16 protein-coding genes, 1 tRNA gene and 1 pseudogene are annotated in these 21,169 nt (G+C 55.2%); 5 read left to right on the top strand and 13 right to left on the bottom strand.

What is annotated here, in order from left to right; genetic code table 11:
- Positions 1-95: 95 nt before the first annotated feature.
- The 13 genes and pseudogenes from ACZ5DH_RS02095 to ACZ5DH_RS02035 form a co-directional block, all read right to left on the bottom strand.
- A complete protein-coding gene (locus tag ACZ5DH_RS02095; protein ID WP_464255509.1) occupies positions 96-401 on the bottom strand; it encodes a hypothetical protein in 306 nt (101 codons plus the stop codon).
- Between the two features lie 509 nt (positions 402-910).
- Positions 911-1,456 carry a hypothetical protein gene (locus ACZ5DH_RS02090; protein WP_464255508.1) on the bottom strand — a complete coding sequence of 182 codons (546 nt, stop codon included), beginning with the start codon at positions 1,454-1,456 and terminating at the stop codon, positions 911-913.
- A gap of 222 nt (positions 1,457-1,678) precedes the next feature.
- The gene (locus tag ACZ5DH_RS02085; RefSeq protein ID WP_464255507.1) at positions 1,679-2,917 is read right to left on the bottom strand and encodes a sulfite exporter TauE/SafE family protein; all 1,239 of its coding nucleotides are present in this window, start codon (positions 2,915-2,917) and stop codon (positions 1,679-1,681) included.
- A 1,080-nt stretch (positions 2,918-3,997) separates the two neighbouring features.
- On the bottom strand, positions 3,998-4,399 hold the full coding sequence (locus ACZ5DH_RS02080; protein ID WP_464255506.1) for a 4Fe-4S binding protein: 402 nt from the start codon (positions 4,397-4,399) through the stop codon (positions 3,998-4,000).
- A gap of 3 nt (positions 4,400-4,402) precedes the next feature.
- Positions 4,403-5,485 (bottom strand): hydrogenase large subunit, encoded by a 1,083-nt coding sequence (locus tag ACZ5DH_RS02075; protein ID WP_464255505.1) that lies wholly within the window; start codon positions 5,483-5,485, stop codon positions 4,403-4,405.
- Entirely contained in the window at positions 5,482-5,961 is a 480-nt protein-coding gene (locus tag ACZ5DH_RS02070; protein ID WP_464255504.1) for an NADH-quinone oxidoreductase subunit C, read from the bottom strand. The genes ACZ5DH_RS02075 and ACZ5DH_RS02070 overlap by 4 nt, the downstream gene beginning before the upstream one ends.
- A 135-nt stretch (positions 5,962-6,096) precedes the next feature.
- Positions 6,097-6,537: pseudogene (locus ACZ5DH_RS02065) on the bottom strand (NADH-quinone oxidoreductase subunit B family protein); the annotation flags it as partial.
- 12 nt (positions 6,538-6,549) lie between these two features.
- Positions 6,550-7,401: a respiratory chain complex I subunit 1 family protein gene (locus ACZ5DH_RS02060; RefSeq protein WP_464255503.1), complete on the bottom strand. Its 852-nt coding sequence runs from the start codon at positions 7,399-7,401 to the stop codon at positions 6,550-6,552.
- On the bottom strand, positions 7,401-9,356 hold the full coding sequence (locus tag ACZ5DH_RS02055) for an NADH-quinone oxidoreductase subunit 5 family protein (protein WP_464255502.1): 1,956 nt from the start codon (positions 9,354-9,356) through the stop codon (positions 7,401-7,403). The genes ACZ5DH_RS02060 and ACZ5DH_RS02055 overlap by 1 nt, the downstream gene beginning before the upstream one ends.
- Positions 9,357-10,597: 1,241 nt before the next feature.
- A complete protein-coding gene (sdhE, locus tag ACZ5DH_RS02050; RefSeq protein WP_464255501.1) occupies positions 10,598-11,452 on the bottom strand; it encodes an 8-methylmenaquinol:fumarate reductase membrane anchor subunit in 855 nt (284 codons plus the stop codon).
- 4 nt (positions 11,453-11,456) lie between these two features.
- Complete coding sequence (gene sdhB, locus ACZ5DH_RS02045) at positions 11,457-12,416, bottom strand: 8-methylmenaquinol:fumarate reductase iron-sulfur subunit (RefSeq protein WP_464255500.1); 960 nt, start codon at positions 12,414-12,416, stop codon at positions 11,457-11,459.
- Positions 12,416-14,248, bottom strand: a complete 1,833-nt coding sequence (gene sdhA, locus ACZ5DH_RS02040) for an 8-methylmenaquinol:fumarate reductase flavoprotein subunit (protein ID WP_464255499.1) — start codon at positions 14,246-14,248, stop codon at positions 12,416-12,418. The genes sdhB and sdhA overlap by 1 nt, the downstream gene beginning before the upstream one ends.
- A 617-nt stretch (positions 14,249-14,865) precedes the next feature.
- A complete protein-coding gene (locus ACZ5DH_RS02035) occupies positions 14,866-15,219 on the bottom strand; it encodes a hypothetical protein (protein WP_464255498.1) in 354 nt (117 codons plus the stop codon).
- On the opposite strand from ACZ5DH_RS02035, the gene ACZ5DH_RS02030 reads away from it, so the two are divergent.
- From ACZ5DH_RS02030 to ACZ5DH_RS02010, 5 genes are all read left to right on the top strand, one after another.
- The gene (locus ACZ5DH_RS02030; RefSeq protein ID WP_464255497.1) at positions 15,196-16,413 is read left to right on the top strand and encodes a sensor domain-containing diguanylate cyclase; all 1,218 of its coding nucleotides are present in this window, start codon (positions 15,196-15,198) and stop codon (positions 16,411-16,413) included. The two genes, ACZ5DH_RS02035 and ACZ5DH_RS02030, sit on opposite strands and share 24 nt — an antisense overlap.
- 471 nt (positions 16,414-16,884) lie before the next feature.
- A complete protein-coding gene (locus ACZ5DH_RS02025) occupies positions 16,885-17,433 on the top strand; it encodes an N-acetyltransferase (RefSeq protein ID WP_291302973.1) in 549 nt (182 codons plus the stop codon).
- A 122-nt stretch (positions 17,434-17,555) separates the two neighbouring features.
- Positions 17,556-18,584, top strand: a complete 1,029-nt coding sequence (gene argF, locus ACZ5DH_RS02020) for an ornithine carbamoyltransferase (protein WP_464255496.1) — start codon at positions 17,556-17,558, stop codon at positions 18,582-18,584.
- A gap of 204 nt (positions 18,585-18,788) precedes the next feature.
- Positions 18,789-18,865, top strand: a tRNA-Arg gene (locus ACZ5DH_RS02015).
- Positions 18,866-19,585: 720 nt separating this feature from the next.
- Positions 19,586-20,935: an aminotransferase-like domain-containing protein gene (locus tag ACZ5DH_RS02010; protein WP_464255495.1), complete on the top strand. Its 1,350-nt coding sequence runs from the start codon at positions 19,586-19,588 to the stop codon at positions 20,933-20,935.
- Positions 20,936-21,169: the final 234 nt, after the last annotated feature.

Genomic DNA, 21,169 nt, shown 5'->3' with positions numbered 1-21,169 from the left:
AGTTGGTGAGTTATGTGTACGGGGGAATGCTTTGTGGGGGAGGGACCCTTTTGTAAAAGGGTCCCTCCCCCACAAAGAGTTCAAACTAAAATTACCTAACCCTTGGAACCGCGCTTGGAGGCCTTGAGCGGGTTGACCTTCTTGGCGGATACGGTTTCGCTCTTGATAAGGTTCTGGTTGTTGGCCCACAGTTCTTCGGGGTTCAACCCCAGGGCGCGCAACCTTTCGTTAACATTCTGGCGCGCGGCGCTGTAACGGTTGGTGTCGGCGAGAGGTTTGCCCACGTAATTGGGCGTTGTCATATACAGGCCTGTGCTGTCGATGGCCAGCAGAAAGGTTGCGTTGTTTTCTTCAACGGTCTGAATGACCATCTCCTCTGTCGTACCAAAACGTGTATACATGGGGATCTCCTTATGGTGACGAGCCGGGACAAGACCGGTTCGCGCGGCATGCCCCATCATTATGAAAATGAATTTCATTGTCAAGATAAAACCCCTGACCACTCTCTTGCCCACTGCCGCGGCCCACGGCAACCTCATGCCTCTGATCTAAAAACGTCCGGGATAGTAGACAACGGTTCACGGGCTACCGCGGGCAGACGTATGCCATGACGAATTAGTACACGTTCTGTTCCTTGCGGCAAGCCCCCGGCCGCTGTGCGCAACATGTTCAGCCGTGGCGGCAAAAACTCCCGCCTTTATGGCGCTAGCGCGGCGTGGAAAACCCGCTCCAGGTGGCCTCCCTGAGGCGCATCCCGGATCAGAGTACCTTTGAAATGTGAAGCATTTCATGTTGTCATTCATCTGAAAAATGCGATTTTCAGCTGAACCACTCCACCTTGTGGCGCGCTGCGCTCTCGTGCGCCTTTAGAGCATTTGACCTCTTCAACGGTAAAATACTCTAAGACTTCCTAGGGATACATGACGTTTTCCTGTGAAAGCGGCTCTCTTTTGCGCAGTTGCAGCTTCCGACAGACTTTCGAAAAATACATCCGCAACGGAATGTAATAAAGCAAAAACCAAAAGACCATGCCCGGCTGGTTGCCGAAGAGCGGCAGATTAAAGGGCAGAACCGGGCTCAGCAGGCCGAACCGCAGCTGCATCCAGGCAAACACAATGGGAACCGGCCACAGCGAGGCCACAAAAAGCGCACCGCTCAAAGAAAAATGGTAACCAAAGGCTTCATGCCCCTGACGGTTGACGGCCTTGAACGTTTCCTTGCTTCCGGTGGACAGCGCCTGCTCGCTCAGCGTGTGATAGTGCTGCATCTGATCCCTGTACTTCTTCAGGCGGTTGGCATGCAGCCTGTTGGCCAGGCTCAGGGTGGCAAGACCGAGAAGCACGGTAATGAGCGCAAGGCAGCCCACGCCAAAAAGATAGCCCACTTCCGGGTGCGGTATCACCCGGAAAGGCAGAACAAGAACAGGATCGAGCCAAACAAGAAATGTGTCTATCATAAGGAGTTCAGGAGCCCCTTGCGCCTTCAGGGTTTGCTGGTGACTGAAACGGTATGCCCGTACCATAGCGCAATGGCGCGGGGGAGACAATTCTCCGCCGCGCCATTATTTTTACATCCGGAACCGGGACTGCCGGCGCGCTAGAACCCCAGGATCAGGCAGACCAACTGCCGGATCGCCGACCTTGAGGATTTTGCGTTCCACAACGGCCGTACGTGGCTGCTAGCCAAACATCTTGATCTGGAAGAAGCCACGCAGCACGTAGTCTGTACCCACATAGAGGGCCAGCACGATAAAGAGGCGCTTGAGCCAGATTTCAGAGAAGAAGCGGGAGGTGTAGGGGCCAACAATGGAGCCCACGGCCACACCGAGAAGCTCGATGCTCACCAGGTTCCAGTCCACCAGCGCGCCGTGCAGCATGAGGGTCGTGATACCCGTGATCATGCTCACCAGAACGGCCAGAGCGGAAGTGCCCGCAGCCAGATACATCGGAAGCTGGGTCACGCTGGTGATGAAGGGAACCAGCAGGAAGCCGCCGCCCACGCCAAGGAAGGCCGCGATGCTGGCGATAACGACGCCGCCAAAGAAGGGCAGCAGCGGGTTGAAAGAAAACTCTACGCCACAGAAAGTGAACACACAGCGGGTGAGGCTGAAGGATATGAGACTCACGCCAGTGGGCGCTTTGTCGCCGGTGCTTTTGCTCTTGGCGGCAGCTTCAAAAGCCTTGGCGGCTTCCTTGGCTTTGGCCTTGGAACGCTGCCCTGCGGGCGAGGTTTCCCATATAAGATACAGGCCCAGCGCCAGAACGAACATGCCGAAATAGCCCTGGTAGGACGAGAAGTTCAGCTTGCCCGCGGTGAGCGAGGTGGACAGATACGCGCCCACAATGGAGCCAAGACCCAGGGCAATACCCAGGGGCAGCACCAGACGCTTCATGCGGTAGTAACTGAAGGTACTGATAACGGCCGAAAGACCGGCAAGCATCTGGTTGGAGGCGCGCACAGAGTCGGTAACAGCCTTGTTGAGGGGCGTTTTGCCGAACGACTTTGCGTAGTTGCCAAGGCCGTGCACGGTCATGTGGCCCACACCCGCCATAACGCCGCCAAAAGCGCCCACGGTGGAGAATATCCAGCCCACCCACAGGGCCCAGCCAAAGGCCAGTATGAGGTTAACCTTGGGCCCGCCGGGAATGCCCAGGTAGCCAGCCTCGGCAGTGGCGTTGTACGTTTCGGGGGCGACCTTGAGCTGCTCGGCAATGGCTTTTTTCAGCCCGGCCGGCGCCGACTGCAGTTGTGCGGCGATAGCAGGATCATCAATGGCCTTGGCCGGAGCCTTGGGGGCTTCAGCGGCAGGAGCAGCAGGATCGGCAGCCGGGGCCTGCCCTTCGGCAGCAAAGACCTGCCCTACGGTAAACAGCAACAATAAAACTAGACTGCCGCCAACCATCCATTTGTTTTTCATAAAGTTTCTCCTCCAAGTTTACTTTATTTACTACCGGATCATGCGCGTCCGCTCGCGCAGGCAGCGCAGATGTGATCCCAAGCCCCGAATCATTGAGAAAAAAGTTAAACAATTCACGAGGGATAAGTGAAAATATGCACACGTCTTGCAAAAGCAAGCACTACTGCAAACCCCTGTTGCCAGAGCCGGTCACGTGTTTGAGATACAGGGATGCTTTCCTTAGTGTCGCTTATAAACATTCATTTTGCAATACCATATCAGCAAAAAACATTATCACGATCACATAAAAATACTCGATATTATATTACTGTTTTTGCAAGTGACAAATTTAACGCACGCAATATCTCTGTAGCATGATTTTATATAGTATATAGCAAGCAAAATATGCAACAGATATTTACTATTTTTCTATATTGAAAAATATATACAAAAATATAGTAATTATATTTATTCAACTGTTCCATTGTCATTGCATCTATACCAGCAACAAGAAGTATACGTATGTAATTTGAAGGCAAAACAACGATGTCTCGCACTAGTGCTCACCAAGATCAGTAATAAATATCTTTACGACCATTCAGCGGCGGTTCTTTGGGGCTGTCATGTTACAGCCCATACGAGCGGGAATTCACATTCTGGCGAGGCGCAGTGCTTGGCCCAAGCCTTGCCGCAACCAGTTCAGGCAGAGAATCCTTCTGCCCCCTGAAGCGTTTTACCGTGAAATGCCCGGACGGGCCGCAGGAGTGGATGCCCCCGTGAACGTGTAAGGGTCGGCGCCCCCTGCCGCAGGCCCCTGCGAATAAGACAACGTTGCAATGCAGCACTCTACCGTGCGTCCCATGCTGTCGCGCGCTCCGAAGGGCGTGCCGCAACCTTTGATAAGGGGCTTTAATGATACTCCGCACCACCACTGCCGCGCCGTAATCGCGCTGTAAGCAAAAAACGCGCAGGGCATCAGCTAACGCGCCAAAGTTGCGCCCTGACCGAAAATACCCGGGGCATAGCCGGATACAACAAAAGACCGCCATGTAAAGGCGGTCTTTTGTTGTATCCGGCTACGGCGTTGGTGAGGCCGTGGCTCTAGTCGCTTTCAGGTTTATCCTTGGTGCGGCCTTCTCCCTTGCCCTTGGCTCCGGCGCTTTTTTTGACGCGCGGCGTGCCTGTGCGCAACACCCGGAACTTGGTTACCGAGGGTTTGCGGTGCGTTGGAACCTGCATCAGGCATTTGGTGGGGCATTTTTCCACACAGGCCGAACAGTAGACGCACAGGAAGGGGTCATACACCCATTGGCCCGCCTTGGCGTCCACGGTGATGGCATCCGTGGGGCAGACCTTTGCGCAGGTACTGCAGAATATGCACCTTTCAACATCATTGGTTATTACGCCCCTGTACGCCGGGAAGGGCTCACGCTCTTCCAGCGGATACAGCCGCGTGGCGGGCTTACCCGACAGGTTGCGCAACACGTTTTTAAGCATGTACATGGGCTACCTCTCTGTGCAGGAAATGCACGGGTCTATGCTGAGCACTATGACCGGCACGTCGGGCAGTTTGCAGCCCGGCAACATGTGCAGCAGGGGCGGGACGTTGGCGAAGGTTGGCGTACGCACCCGCATGCGTTCCAGATGCTTCGTGCCATTGGCGCGTATGTAGTAGAACAGTTCGCCTCTGGGCTGTTCAACGCGGAAGACGGATTCACCATCAGGATTGCCGGGCACCTTGACGGTAAGCTCGCTCTCCGGCAGGCGGTTCAGGGCTTCGCGGATAAGATCAATTGAGTGCAGCACTTCATAGAAGCGCACCTTGGAACGCGCGTAGCAGTCGCCGTCGTTTTCCACAACAGGGATGAAGTTAAGGTCGCTGTAGGCTGCGTAGCCGTGCATGCGTTCGTCGATTTCCCATCCGCTGCCGCGCAGGGTGGGGCCGGCAGCGCCCAGCAGGCGGGCGTCGTCCTTGCTGAGGTAGCCTATGCCGCGCGTGCGTTCCTGCACGGTATAGTCGTCCAGCATGGTGCTTGTGAGTTCGCGCATGCCTTTTTGCAGTTCGTCCAGACGGCCAAGCATCCAGCGGATCTGGTCGGGCGCGAGGTCGCGGCGCACGCCGCCCACCACGTTGACCGACAGTATCACGCGGTTGCCCGCCGTGGCTTCACAAATGTCCATGACATGCTCGCGGATGCGCCAGAACTGCTGGAACACGCTTTCAAAGCCGAAGGAGTCCGCAAAAAGACCCAGCCACAAAAGATGCGAATGGATGCGGTGCAGTTCCGACCAGATGACCCGCAAAAACTGGGCGCGCGGCGGAGCCGTGATGCCCATCATGTCTTCAATGGCGTTGCAGTAGCAGTTGGCGTGTATGCAGGAACAGATGCCGCAAATACGCTCCACCACAAAGACCATCTGGTTATAGTCCTTGGTGCGCACGAGGCTTTCCAGGCCGCGATGCACGAAGCCGAGCTGGGGAATGGCCCCGACAACGGTTTCGTCCTCCACCACAAACTTGATGTGCAGAGGTTCGGGCAGCACGGGATGCTGCGGCCCGAATGGAATCACTGTGGTGCGGTTGCTCATGCCTGATCTCCTTTGGCGGATTCTGCCTTGGCGTCATCCTTGGCAGCCGCGGCGGGACGCCGGACGGTGGTCATAGTGAAATACGGGGCGTGAGTCACTTCGCCTTCCATGTACATACCGCCCTGGTAGTCCAGCGGCAGGCCCGCAAAGCGCACTCCAAACTGGTCCTGGGTCTCGTTTTCAATAAGCACCGCGCAAAAGTATATGGAACTGATGCTCGGTATGAGCTCGTCCTTGTTCACATCCATACGCAGATGCACCATGCCCTTGGCGTCCGTGGGCGCCCACATGCACAGCTCGGGATTGTGGCGCAGGTCGGACATGGTGAGGTTTTCATCAAAGTGATAGAACAGTCGCAGGGTGTTCTCATCAACAACCGTCTGCGACATGGTGACAAAACGGCATTTGGCGTTGGCCAGGCGCTGCACTTCAGCAAGCAGCGTATCGGGCGTCACGTCTTTGGCTTCAAAAAACATGATTGCATCCTCTCCGGGCTAACCCGCGTTTTGCAGTGACTTGTCGCCTTCGGCAACGGGCGCTTGTTCATCCCTTGCGCCAGCGGGCGTTCCGTCTTCGTCGCCCGGCATGAAGGTCGCTTCGGGCATGGGGCCCATGCCCATCTTGGCCTTGAGCACTGCCAGTGCTTCCACCACTCCGTCAATGATGGCTTCGGGCTTGGGCGGGCAGCCCGGCACAAAGACATCCACGGGGATGATGTTGTACGCGCCGTTAAGCACATTGTAGGTATCCTTGAAGACGCCGCCGGAAAGGTTGCATGCGCCTATGGAAACCACAGCCTTGGGCGAAGGCATCTGGTCATATATCTGCTTGAGCACGTGACGGTTGCGGTGGTTGACCGTGCCGGTAACCAGCAGAACGTCCGCATGCTTGGGGTTGCCCGCATTGACGACGCCAAAGCGCTCCACGTCATAAATGGGCGTGAGGCAGGCCAGAACTTCAATATCGCAACCGTTGCAGGAGCCGCAGTCAAAGTGGACTATCCAGGGAGACTTCAGACGGCTCTGCTTTATCATCTTATCTACAAAACCCATATGCCTGCCTCCTTACGCCACATACAGCCATAACAGATTAACCAGGGCCAATCCCATGCCGAGCAGCAGAGACTTCTTCTGCACCATCCACTGCCACGTGAGCCGGGCCGTGACGTTATCGATGAGAATTTCCGTAAACAGTGAGGCAACCACCAGCGTGGCCATGCCAATGACGCTGGTATGCCAGAACATGGCGCAAAGCCCGAGAATGAGTATCAGGTCAAGCCAGTGGGCCACTTCAATGAGGCCAAGGAAAGGACCCGAATATTCGGTATGCACGCCCTTGACCAGTTCCTGATGGCCGTGATGGCTGGCCGAGATATCAAAGGGCGACTTGCGCAGCTTGATGGTCAGGGCGTAGCCGAGAGCCAGGAACAGCAAGGGCATCTTGAGCAGCAGGGGCTGGTCCTGCGCAAAGACGGCTTCAAGCGAGAAGGAACCCGTGCACATGGCAAAGCCCACAAACACCAGAATGAGTATGGGTTCATAGGCCAGCATGAGCAGAAGTTCGCGCTGTGCGCCAACGTTGCTGTACGGCGAGGGCACGCACAGCGCGCCCACCACCTGAAAGACCGCGCCCACCGTGAGCACAAAGAACAGCAACAGCAAATCGCCGCCCATAAAGAAGATGAGCAGGGACAGAGCCGATGAGATGAGCGTCATGTAGGCGCTGAAAACCAGCCACGCGTTGGTGACGTAGGCTTCTTTGCCAAACAGTTTAAACACATCGTAAAAAGGCTGAAGCAGAGGTGGCCCAAGGCGCGATTGCAGGCGCGCCGTGACACGGCGGTCCACCCCGGTCAGCAGCCCCCCCATCAGGGGCGACAAGATCAATCCGCCGATAGCACTGAGGATGGACAGCATCAGAGCAGACCTCCTACCAGGACGATGAGAAAGGCCGTGGAAATAATATCAATGGCCCTTGTGATGGTGCCTTCGCCAAAGTACTGAGACAGATAGAAGTTGGAAAGGCGCACGGGTTCAAAGGCGTTCATGGGCCCCTTGAAGCCTATCTGTCCTGCCTGATCCTGCGTCAGGCCGGAGAAGTACGGCTGCGTATGCGCCCCGCTGGGCACCTTTCTGGCCACCCTCCAGGCGATCCAGGCTCCGAGGCCAAGCAGGATGAAGAGCAGGTAAATCCAGAAGTACCCCGCCCCGCCCGTAAGCGACGCGCCAGGGATGAAGCCTTCGGGCTTGAGGCCGAAACGGGCGTACACGCCGGCAACGGAAGGTTCCACAAAGGTCTTCAGAACCATCGGGGAAAAGAAGGAGAACACGATGGCAAGGCCGCAGAGCGAACGCAGGGCGAACATGACCGAGGCCTTGGGATTACCGTGCGTCGGCCGTTCGTGCAGATTGGCCGAAGAAACCAGGATGCCGGCCCAGCGGGCCCAGAACAGCACCGTGAAGGCCGACCCCAACGCAATAAAGAAGATGATGGGCGTCATGGCCTGGGTAGCGCGTGCGATGGCTTCAATGGCCATCCACTTGCCTATGAGCATGCCGAAAGGCGGCAGCATCATGGTAAAGATGCCAATGGCCGTAATAATGGCCGTGCGGGGCATCTTGCTGTACAGGCCGCGCATGTCTTCGATATCGCGCGATCCGATGCGCTGTTCAATGGCGCCCACGCACATGAAGAGCAGGCCCTTGGATACGGAGTGGTAGATGATGATGGTTGTGGCCGCCATCATGGACGCCGCGGTGTTGATGCCCACACAGGCGATGATCAGGCCAAGGTTGGCGATGGTGGAATAGGCCAGAATCTTTTTGGCATTACTCTGGCTGACCGCGAGGATGCAGGTGCCCACAAAGGTGAATGCGCCGAACAGCGCCACGATGGTGGACATGGTGGTGTCCGCAAAGGCCGGGGCCATGCGCAGCAAAAGATAGGTGCCAGCCTTGACCATGGTGGCTGAGTGCAGCAGGGCCGAAACCGGAGTGGGAGCCACCATGGCCCCGCACAGCCAGCTTTCAAACGGCACCTGGGCCGACTTTGTAAAGGCTGCCAGACAGAAAAAGGCGAAAGGCAGCAACATGGCCGTGCTCTTTACATCCAGAGCCGTCATTTTTTGCAGGACGATTTCAGTGGACAGCGTGCCAAGGCTCTTCTGGACAAAAAGCATGGCCGAAACAAAGGCGAGACCACCGAGAACGTTCATCCACAAGGCGCGGTAAGCATTGGCATTGGCTTCTTGCGTCTGATCATGACTGATGAGCAAATAGGAACAGAGGGTTGTTACTTCCCAGAAAAAAAACATCCACGAAAGATTGTTGGAAAGCACCAGGCCATTCATAGCTCCAAGGAAACAGAATATAATGGCGAAAAAACGGGGTTTGCGCGATACGCGCAAATGCAGATGCTCTTCATGAATATCCATGTAGCCCAGGCCGTAAATGGTGATAAGACCACCCACGACGGTAATGATGATAACCATGATAAGCGAAAGGCCATCGGGCGCAAAAGCCGTGATGGGCGCTGCTCCGTCCGCAAGAACGAACTTCAGGTAGAGCAGGCCCACCAGTTGCAGCACCGTCATGCCCATGACCGTTCTGCTGCCGAGTTTCCAGCCAAGTCCCAGAATATAGAGCAGCAGCAACAGGTCAAGCAGACTGAACAGGCTGTCCAGCGGTATGCCAAGGAATGATTCCGCCTCCAGGCGGAACGTGCCGTGAGCTCCCATGATCACGGCTGCCAGCGCCATCACCGCAACCGCTGCAGGCACGAGGAGCTTGCGGCTGCGGTCAAGCTGTGTGAAATAGAGTACAAGCGCTACAATGAATGGCAGCGCCACACAGCAGAAAACAAGTGTATTCATAATTTTTGCCCCACTACATTGTGAGTTGTGAAAATATTCACCCTAAAATTGTCCCTCACAACATAAAACTAATGTGTTTCCTCCTTCCTTGCCAATACATTTAGCTTTTTCTAGAGTTAAACGAACTGGCATTTTGCGTCAATAAGAAAGAAAAATCCTTTATTCATTGATTAAACAGTCTGTAAAATTTTCGTGTCGTTACTTACCTTTCGGTCAATACGCTTTCCTCTTTTTATTTTCATAACAGTACCCGTTGCCCTGCTCTTCTCTGCGCTTCATTTTTTGGTCAGGTCTCAAAATTGTGGTTGCGGCAATATTACCTGGCAAATGGCATTGCGCGCAAACTCCGTACGGGGTTTTCATGTGACAAGAAGTACAGCGCAGCCATGCATGCAACAGTTGCCAGAACAGAAGAACGCGGCATGAAACAGTTCACAAAAAAATGCTCACGCCGCCGGCTTCGCCTGGCGGCGTGAGCGGAAGGACAGCCTTTCTGTCTGATTTCTGGCGTCTGCGCACGGTCAGTCCGATGCCAGCGCGCCTTTTGCCTTCCAAAAGACCTGGGCGGTCTGTCAGCGCTGCGCCCCGGCGTTTGCGCCGGGGTAGAGCAGATGCACTTTGAGATTCTGTGCTGTCTGCAAGGGACTGTCTGCAACATCGCCATTTAAATCAGAACCAGCGTTACAGTATACCAAAATGCTATAAAAGTTTTAGGGGGTGGGGGCGTGGGACCCTTTTACAAAAGGGTCCCTCCCCCACAAAGCACTGCAACCTGACATATCTCTTCATTCAGACCCTGAACCTGCCGCCCATGTATCCCTTTTGCGCCAAAACACAAAGGCGGCCCTTTTCATGCCGGAAGCGGGCACTCGCGCGCTTGCCGGATGAAAAGGGCCGCCTGACGTTGCGTTGTAAAAAACGCAGTCAACTATACAGTGTTTGGGAAGCACTGATTAGAGCAATTTAACTTTTAAATTGCTCTGATGGCTGCGTAAGCAGACGTTCGCTACGAAGGCGTACGCGCAGTTTATCTGCGCGGTTAAACGCCGTAGTGAGCGTGCCTTAAACTTTGAGAATGTATATTCTCAAAGTTAATCTGCTCTAAAGAGCCTCCTGGAAACGCGCAGTTATTTTGTTTGGCAAGGCGCGATCTTTTTTTGAAGCAGGAGTGGACTCTTCCGTCCTCGACTGTTTCAGAAAAAGTGAAGCAACGCCGCCAAACGAAATAAATCAGCGTTTCCTTAGCCGAGCTTGGTTGCGTCAATGACGTTATAGTCAAGTCCCAGTTGCTTGGCGGGTATGCCAAGGGCCAGGCCCACAAACTGCGAAAGGTGCAGCACGGGCACGCGGGCCTTGGATTTGCTGATTTCCTGCGCATTGTCCTGGTAGATGTCCAGCTGCATCTGGCAGAGGGGACAGGGAGTGACAATGCAGTTTGCGCCGCCGGCAGCGGCGTCGTTGACGATTTCGCTGGTCATGTGCATGACGGATTTTTCCGCCGGGTAGACGGCATGAAAACCGCAGCAGTCCAGCCGCTTGGCAAAGGGCGCGGTCTGTGCGCCTACGGCGCTGACAATGGTTTCAAAGCTTGAGGGATTCACGGAGCTTTCAAAACCAAGGGCCGATTCCGGCCGCAGGCTGTGACAGCCGTAGAACGCCGCCACTTTAAGACCTGTGAGCGGCTTGACGACCTTGGATTTGAGCACGTCGGCATTCTGAGCCAGCACCCACAACAGGCTGGTCACATCGCTGGTGCCTTTGTAGGCCATGTTTCCCTTGGCCAGAAAGGTATTGATGCGCTCTTTCTGCCCGCCGTCCAGTTCCGCCTTGGCGCGGCGCAGCATGAGCAGACAGGTGCTGCACGATGTCAGTATGGGCAGCCCCATCTGTTCGGCCAGCGCCAGATTGCGCGCGTTGGCCACCAGGGTTGCCACGTGGTCCACGTCCTGAGCCTGCGAAGCGCCGCAGCAGCTCCAGCCGGGGATCTCCTTGAGCGTGATGCCCAGTACGGGTGCCACAGCTTCAAGGGCCATCTTGGATTCCTTGGCGGCCTGAGTCAGCACGCAGCCGGGGAAAAAGGCATATTCGGTCTGCATACGGTTACTCCTTCGCAGCGGCATGCGCCGCCTCAATCATCTTCACAAGGGCATCGTGCCCCTCAATGTTTTCGCCGCCGAAAACTTCCAGCGGGTTCATCTTGCCCTGCCGCAGCAGGGTGATGGCCATACCCGCTCTGCCCAAGGTGCTGACGCCTTCAGTACGCAGGGCAAGCCGCACTTCATTAAGCCTGCCGGAATCGTCCACCAGGTCAGTATAGAAGGATTTGGCATGGGCGGGGCCAACGCCCTCGGTCATGCCCTTGGACATGACCATGGCGCGCATGGCCGCTATGTCGTCGGCGGAGCTGATGCCCTTGGGGCAACGGTTGGCGCATTCCTGACAGTGCACGCAGTTCCACAGGCCGCCAGCCACAGAAGGTTTGCCGTGCAGCAGCGGATCCTTGGTGCGCGAGTCATTGGCAACACGCCAGGCGTGCGTGAACACGAAGGGTTCCATGTAGTCGCAGTTGTCGGCAGTGAGCTTGTTGCACTCCGAAGCACAGCAGCCGCAGATGATGCAGTCCCACTGCTTCTTGATGCGGTCAAATTCCGCCTGGGTCTGGCGGCAGCCTTCCTTCACGGAAAATTCGGACTTGGCCACCATGCCGGGATGGATTTTGCGCAGGTTGTCCACCGCGGGTTCCCAGTCCACCACAAGGTCTGAAATGACCTTGAAATTGGCCAGGGGCGAGATGCGGAACGTATCCGAACCATAGGTTTTCATGAGATCGTCCATCTTGGTGTCGCAGGCCAGAATGGCATGGCCGTTGACCCTCACGCCGCACGCGCCGCATATGGCGCAACGGCAGGACGCCGTGAAATTCAGCGTGGGGTCCTGGGTCTGCTTGATGAACAACAAGGTATTGAGCACCGTCTTGCCCGCAACATCGTCGGTGGCAAGCGTGTAGCTCTGCTCATACTGTTTTTTGCCGTCAAAGCGGTCAATAATAAGGGTAGCCATCAGTACTTCCGCTCCTCAGGCTTGAATTTGGTGATTTCCACATCTTTCCAGCCCATGTGCAGCTTGCCGCCCTCATCCATGGTGACCATGCTGTGTTTGAGGTAGTTGGCGTCATCGCGCTTGGGGAAGTCCTCACGCGTGTGCGCGCCGCGGGATTCCTTGCGCTCGGTGGCGGCAAGGCAGGCGGCCTGGGCCAGTTGCAGCATATTTCCCAACTCTACGTATTCCGTGAACACGGAGTTGTAGACCGGGTTGGCGTTGGGCACGCGCAGGGCATCATAGCGCGAGCGCATCTCGGTCAGGGTGTCAGCCAAAGACGCAAGCTGCGCCTCAGTACGGAATATGCCCATGTTGTCCCAGAGCTGTGCGCCCATTTCTTCGCGCAGGGCGTACATTTTTTTGGCGTCGCCCCCGCTTGTGACATTCTTGAAGCGGCTCTGCCACTGGCCCGTCAGATCGGCCAGGCCCTTGCCCGCGCTCTGATCAGCCGTGGTTGCATAGGCAGCTGCGCCGTCCCCGGCGATCTTTCCTGTAACCACGGCATCGGCCAGAGAGTTGCCGCCCAAACGGTTGGCGCCGTGTATGGACACGCAGGAAGCCTCGCCAGCGGTAAACAGCCCGGGCATGGCAGTGGACATATCGTCAAACCTGGCCACAGCAATGCCGCCCATGGAATAGTGCGCCGTGGGGCGGATGACCATGGGCTTGTCCACAAGGTCAATGTTTTCGAACAGCTTGCCGACGTGCCGGATCTGCGGGAGGTCATTGACGATCTTGTCCCTGCCCAGATGCACGAGATCCAGCAGCACATAAGATTCCAGCCCGTGACCATAGCCACGGCCTTCGCGGATTTCGGTTTCAATGGCGCGGGCCACGATGTCACGCGGGGCCAGTTCCATCTTGGCCGCCGCATAGTTTTTCATGAAGCGTTCGCCCTTGTTATTGAGCAGATAGCCGCCCTCTCCACGCGCCGCCTCGGTGATGAGCACGCCGCCGTGCACCACGCCCGTGGGGTGGAACTGGATCATTTCCGGATCCTTGAAAGGCACGCCGGCGCGCAGAGCCGCCGCCACGCCGTCGCCGGTGGCGATGTACGGGGTAGACGTACGGTTCCAGAAAATACGGGTATATCCGCCCGTGGCCAGCACCACGGCCTTGGCGCGCACCGGAGCGATTTCTCCGGTACGGATGTTGCGCAGCACCGCGCCCTCGCAACGTCCGTTATCAACGCCCAGATCCAGCAGCTCGTAATCCATAAGGAATTTCACGCCGTGGGTCAGGGCCTCGTCCAGACAGACATGGGCCACAATATGTCCCGTTTTGTCGGCGGAATAGTTGCAGCGCACCTTGGATGCGCCGCCAAAAGGCCGGGCCTTTACCCTGCCGTCTTCCGTGCGCGAAAAAGGCATTCCCAGGTAGTCCAGTTCCAGAATCGTGGGGCCGGCCTGCTCGCAGAACTTGAGCGTGGCATCCTGGTCCACAAGGTAGTCGCCACCCTTGACGGTGTCATAGCAGTGCAGTTCGTAGGAATCGCCCTTGCTGAAATCCGTAACGCCGTTGATGCCGCCTTCGGCCATACAGGTGGCGTTGCGGGAGGGCATGCACTTGCTGACCACCACCACGTTGAGCTTGGGATTCTTTTTCATGGCGGCCACTGCGGCCCGCAAACCCGCGCCGCCTGAGCCGATTATAAGGACATCACATGTGGCCATGGGGCCCACACCAATAACGGCAGCCAGGGCCTTATCAAGGCCGCTGGCGCTCACCGTCAGCGCGCTGAGGGTGATACAGGCCGATTGCAGAAATTTTCTGCGGGTAAACTGTTGCGTCATAAAATAATCCTCAGTGGTAAATGGGATGTCTCCGGCAACCTTGGGCGGGTCCATGCGTTGTATCCGTCAGGCTGTCCGGCTGAGGCATCCGATTATTGCAAACTGTTTGCACAACCAAACAACGTTTCGCTTACGCTGTGTGTATCCTACCTCACCACATGGTTAAGAGTAAACAACCTTACTAACATACTGGAAAAGAAAAAGAAAAATCCTAGTTCAATACTAATCCGTAAAAACCACCCCTATTTCCTTATGGCGTCCTCTCGCAACATACCAAAATAAAACAATTATAAGCAAACATGTATAAACCTGGGCAAGCGCGGCATTTGATGGCCCGCCACTGAAATTAAAATTTTAAAACTATTTTTGTATTTCACCAAAAATGCTACATAAATAATTATCCCCCGCGGAGACCCCTTGCGGGTCTGCCTGAGTAACATACAAAATGTATATTTTCGCATAGATACCTTCAAATTTTTCCAAAAATCAGGGGAGGCGGGGCTGAAGTTCATCCGCGTATGCCTGAACACATGCCGCAATCTTGTTCGAACAAATTTTCAATACATATCAAATAACTGAAATTAATTAGAAATTTTAATCGCTGCGTGGTCGGTTTTTTATTTCTTGCCAATAAATAGATTAAGGTATTTAATATACATATCATTCTGTAGAGGGCAGGCATGTACAGAAGCAAACAGCAGATTAAACGCATCTACGCGATAGCCTTTCTTGTCGGCGGCCTTTTCCTCGTCTGCAGCCTTATGCTGCTGCGCCATGCGACCAGACAGATCGAGCAGGTCAACATAATCCACCTGTATGAGACCACAACGCAGTTGCGGATACTGTTGCAAAGGCAATTTGCGCAAAACTTTCAGACCCTTCACGGCCTTGCTACCACGGTCAGCTACATGCCGCAGCAAAAAACGCTTCCGCTGCATAAAGAAATCATGAATAATAACAATTTTACACACATCGGGCTCATCACACCCTCAGGCAGGGGCGATGTGGCTGATGCGCAGGGCGTCGTCGACCACGACGTGGACTTCTCCGGAGAGGACTCGTTTCGCACAGCCCTTGCGGGAGGAACGGCGCTCTCCCCTCCCCGCAAAAATCCCTATGGCCCGGGCCATGTAATCTACTGCACGGTGCCTGTTCCCAGTGATAACTACGTCAGCCATGTGCTGATCGGGGTGACCAGGGCGGAAGTTTTTTTGAATATTCTCAGTACGCCTCTTTTCAATGCCAAAGGGTTTGCGGGGCTGATCGACGCGCAGGGACGCTTTGTTCTGTCTTCAGACCTTGGCCTCGCCAAGGGCATAGAGAGCATTTTTGACCTTGGTCACATGAATGAGGCCGACTACCGTGACTCCGTGGACAAGCTGGCTCAGGGCCGCAGACACTATTTTTTGTATCACGATGAAAATAAACAGTACCTTGCGGCTTTTGACCCCATTCAGAACAACAACTGGCTTCTTTTCTGCTCGGTCCCGCTGGACGCGCTGGACCTGGTCTCTCCCGTGCTGCTGTACGGTGGAGGCGTTGTCACCATTCTGGCGCTGATCTGCTTTCTCTTCCTGGCCTGGCGCGTGTACCGGCTGACCGAGTGGCGCGACCGCCAGCTGCAAAAGCTGGCTTTTGTTGACCCCGTAACCGGCGGCATCAACAGTCATCGCCTGCAACTGGAGGCAACAGAGCTTTTACAAAAAAATCCGGATACGGTTTTTGCCATTTGGCTGGCAGACATAAAGAATTTCAAGTTTTATAACAAAATGCAGGGAGTCGAGGCGGGCGACAAAGAGTTGCGGCGCATTGCACGCATACTTGAAAAAAACTGCCGTGGCCCGCTTGCCCGCTGCTGCCACATCGCGGGCGACACCTTTGCCGGAATTATGCCCTTTACGAGCCATGAAAATCTGATCGCCACATTCGCTCATGCCGCCAGCGACATAGAAAAAGACGCATACCAGCCCGCCAATGTTTTTTCCCTCCACCTGCATGCCGGCATTTACACGACAGACACCATCGAGGAAGAAGACCTGCCCTTTATGGAAATGATAAACAGGGCCAGCATCGCCCTGCTTGTAGCCAAAACCCAGGAAGAGAGCGCCTTTCGCTTTTACACTGAGGACATCTGCGAGCATGCCCTGAACCTCACCAGCCCGTAGCTTCTGCGCATATCCATTCCCGATGTCCGCAGTACTCCAGGGCATGCCCCTTGTGCTGTCAGCGCGCGAACAAACCGCAGGGACGGACTTGCCTGTATCCCTGTGCAACGCGGCTGCGCAACAGTACATGCGTTCCTGTTATGGTACGCCCTCGTTGGTGTTGCCCCCTCCCTTGAAACGGCATTCGTGTGTGCACTGCGACCTCCGCCACGCACCCGCCAGAGCGCCGTAGTGCGCAAATGCTCCCACCTTTTACGCATAACATATTTATTTTTAATCTTATTTTTTCCTGTCATGCAGCAGCACGCCGGTGCCCTGCAAGTCCAGAAGTATCTTGCACCCTGAAACCAATAGTGCTATGTAAAATCTTTGTTTTAAAATTTGCCGTATACGGCTTGCGTTTTTCAGGCTGTGCCGACCGCCAGGCTGGCGGCGTTCAATTCTTTACCCCCCGAAACAGAGGCAAAAAAAATGCCCATCGCCATTCCGCGCTCAGGCGCTGATGATAGGCCCATTGTTCCCGACGTCTGCATAAGCGACCTTTCAAAGCTGGTCATCCGGCCCGCTACGGTTGAGGACGTGCACGGCATGTCGGCGCTTATCAACCAGTATGCTTCGGCTAACGTCATGCTGGCCCGTGGCCCCCAGTACCTGTACCAGCACATACAGGACTACATGGTGGCCACAGCGCCCGCAGCGGACGGCGGCCGCGATGTCATCGTGGCCTGTGGGGCCGTACACGTCCTCTGGGCCGACCTTGGTGAAATCCGCTCCGTGGCGGTGCATCCGTCCTGCCAGGGACAGGGCTTTGGCAAGCGCCTTGTGTCCATGCTGGTGGAGCGTTGCCGCAGCCTTGCCCTGCCGAGAGTCTTTGTTTTTACTCTCGTGCCGGATTTCTTCGCCAAATGCGGCTTTAAAGAATTCGACAGGGACGACATGCCCCCAAGCGTTTGGGTCGAATGCAGCAAATGCCCCAAATTCTACTGCTGTGACGAAATCGCCATGCTCCTGCCGCTATGACATGTAGCGCCACCACAACGGCGCGACCGGCAGCACGGGGAAAAACGGCTTCAATCAGCACAGCACGGCCAGCCAATTTCAGCATACGGCAGGCCCCAATCCACTCAAAGGCGGAACAGCGCATGAACAGACTGCAAAAAAGAGACTTTCTGAAGGAAACCGACTTCACGCCGGAAGATCTCACCTATCTGCTGGATCTGGCGGCCAACCTCAAGCAGGCCAAAAAAGCGCGCCGCGAGCCAAAATTCCTACGGGACAGAAATATTGTCATCCTGTTTGAAAAAGACTCCACCAGAACCCGCTGTTCTTTTGAAGTGGCTGCGTATGACCAGGGCGCCAACGTAACCTATCTTGGACCTTCCGGCTCGCAGATGGGCAAAAAGGAATCACTGGCCGACACGGCCCGCGTGCTTTCCCGCTTTTATGACGGCATCGAGTACCGCGGCTTTGGCCAGGAACGTGTGGAAGCGCTGGCCGAACATGCTTCTGTGCCGGTGTGGAACGGGCTGACCAATGAATGGCACCCCACCCAGCTTCTGGCGGACATGCTGACCATGCGCGAATGCTGCCCCAAGCCGCTGAACCGTCAGACCATGGCCTATCTGGGCGACGCGCGCTATAACATGGGCAATTCGCTTATGGTTGGTTCTGCCCTGCTGGGACTGGATTTTCGCTCTGTGGCCCCGCGGGCGCTGTGGACCTCTGACGAGGTGTATGAAATTGCCTGCCAGATCGCCCAAAAAACCGGGGCCCGAATCAGCCGCACAGAGAGCGTGGAAGAAGGCGTCCTCGGCTGCGACTTCCTGTCAACGGACGTCTGGGTTTCCATGGGCGAACCTGACGACGTGTGGAAAGAGCGCATTGAGCTGCTCACCCCCTACCGCATCACGGGCGACACCATGCGCCTGACTGGCAACGATGACTGCAAGTTTCTGCATTGCCTGCCAAGCTTCCACAACCGCAGCACAACCGTGGGCGAAGAAATCTTTCAGCGGTTCGGCATTGATTGCATGGAAGTAAACGACGAGGTTTTTGAATCGCCGCGCAATGTGGCCTTTGAAGAGGCGGAAAACCGCCTGCACACCATCAAGGCCGTGATGGTGGCGACCCTGGCTGAAGAGCCGCTTGTTTTCGACGAAAACATGGCCTGAAACCACACGGCGAACCAGGAAAACAGAACAGCCCTGTAGGTTCGGGAGAGCCCATACCGCGAACCCCTGGTTTTTGAAACATCGTGGCTTGCATCCAGCTTGCTGCCCGAATATGTCTGTCTGCAGAGTAAGATATTGACGAGCAGAGGCGCTCTCCCTATAGTGGTGCGCCACAAAGCCGGATGCCAATGACATACGGATCACGCGCCCGTAGCTCAGTTGGACAGAGCAGGAGCCTTCTAAGCTCTTGGTCAGGGGTTCGATTCCTCTCGGGCGCACCAATAAAAAAATCAGGATGTTACATGCAAAAACATGTGGCATCCTTTTTTGTTTCTCCACAAAAAAAACGGCTTTTGTCACCCACCTGCACTCTAGTCTTGATTTTGAGAGGGCCGCCTAATGCAGCCCTCTACCCCCACCAACTACCGGGCCTTTCTTGAGGCGAAGCTGACCCTTTCACGGCACTCAGGCTTTGCCGTGCCTGCCGAATCCATCCATCCCATGCTCAAACCCCACCAGCGCGACATTGTTCGTTGGGCTTTGCTTGGTGGCCGCCGGGCGCTTTCTTGTCAAGCGTGCGTCTGGTATCAGAAGGCAGGTGGCTCTGCTCAAGGACGTCCCGGCAACGGACATAAGGCCGATTGTAGTAGTAACATATTGACGCAGTACAATGCCTTATGCTGTGCTTATTCCCTTTCATGGCCCTTCCAAAACCATCCATCAAAATAGAAATCAATTCAGCATATTATAATGACCTGCCAAGTGTTGTTTTCAAAATGCCGCTATCTTGCTTATGGATTCCTGTTCTTGATTCTTGCTGCCTGCCGTCGCCCGCACCTCATACTTGTGTGTTGCTACGGACAATGAATATTGTGCATGTAAAGCAAACAACCCGTAATCGATGAACTATCATATTGTACTTACCACAATATACTGATTGACTTTGTGATACGACATTGAATAAATAGGTATCATCAATAAAAGCCAATCTTGGAGTCAATATGTGGAAATTGGAAACAATTGACACCTCAAAGCCGCTCTATCTTGCGGTTGTGGAAGCCCTTGAGAAGGACATTCGTACAGGTGTCCTTCAGCCTGGAGAAAAACTGCCCACACACCGACACCTCGCTGACGTGGTTGGAGTCACGCTCAGCACTGCGACCCGCATATACCAGGAGGCCGAGCGCCGTGGCCTGGTTTCGGCCGTCGTTGGGCGCGGGACATTCGTCACTGCCGACGCGGGCAGAAAGTCGTCGGTCACCGATCTGGCTTTGAATTCTCCCCGTTGGGATATGGGGCTTGCGCGTCCCCTGGCCAAGCCGGATATAGCTCTCTCCACTGTTGCCAGAAAAATTCTTCATAAGCACTCGACGTTAATGACGTACTGCGAATCACAAGGGCTCGCGGAACACCGTAACGCTGGGGCGGACTGGCTTTCTCGTCTTGGCCTCAGAGTTCTCCCCAAAAATGTTGCCATCACCGCGGGCGCGCAGAATGCCCTGTTTATCGTATGCAACAGCCTGTTTATGCCTGGCGACCGGATCGCTACAGACGATCTCACCTATCTCGGCATGAAAGCTGTAGCGCATCGAAACGATATCCGGCTGGAAGGCATCCCGATGGACAGTGAAGGCATGATACCCGCAGAGCTTGATTCTCTATGCCACCGGCAGCAGATCAAGGGAGTATACCTTTCCGGACGGATTCAAAACCCGACCAACACCGAAATGTCCTTGGCGCGCAAAGCCGCTTTGCGTGACATTATCCAGAGGCATAATCTTCTTCTCATAGAAAATGACTCTTGCGGCTATCTCGATGATTCCCCGGGCGAACTCCTTTCGTCCATGCTCCCGCGACAAAGCGTTTATATCGCCGGCTTGTCCAAAGCATTTCTGGCGGGTCTTCGCATCGCGTATGTGGCAGCGCCTGACCGCCTCATCAAGCCTCTCACACAAGGCATAACGGACAGCATGTTGTCCGTTTCCCCCATCTGTGCGGAAATCGCAGCCGAAGCGATTTTTGCAGGCCACGTAGATAAAATCATACCACAAAAGAAGGTACAGATCGCCAAGCGTGTGGCCCTCTTTCGGAAGATTTTTGAGGGCCATGATTTTAATATCACAGACTTTAGTATGTTCGCATGGCTTTTCCTTCCCCCTCCGATGAAGGCTGCTGATTTAGAGTGCGAAGCAGCAAAGCGGGATATTAGAATTTTTAAATCTGAACGCTTTGCTGTCGGCTTCACTCCGCCTCCAGAAGCAGTGCGCATTACACTCACGGGTATAGAAAATTGGGCCGATCTGAAAAGAGCGCTGTTAACTCTGGAACGCCTGGTGTCCAGGCAACTCTGAAACATACAGAAGGTGGTGACTGTTCCGGCCAGAACCGCGGCCTTTGTGCCGGACTTCACGGCGGGACAGTCGCTTTCGGCTTTTCCGGATCATCGGCGTCTTCCGTAATCGCATCGCCTGACGCCGGCATTTTCCAGCCTTGGGAAAATAGTACTTTATTCCTGCCGCAAAGATCCGTTCCGCTCCTTTCTGAGTAATGCCTTACGAAACAAGTCGGCATCGTACCCCCTGCCT

The sequence above is a fragment of the Desulfovibrio simplex genome (genome assembly GCF_055387835.1).
Note: the sequence above shows the minus strand (reverse complement) of the source record. Positions and strands in the feature narration are given on the sequence as shown.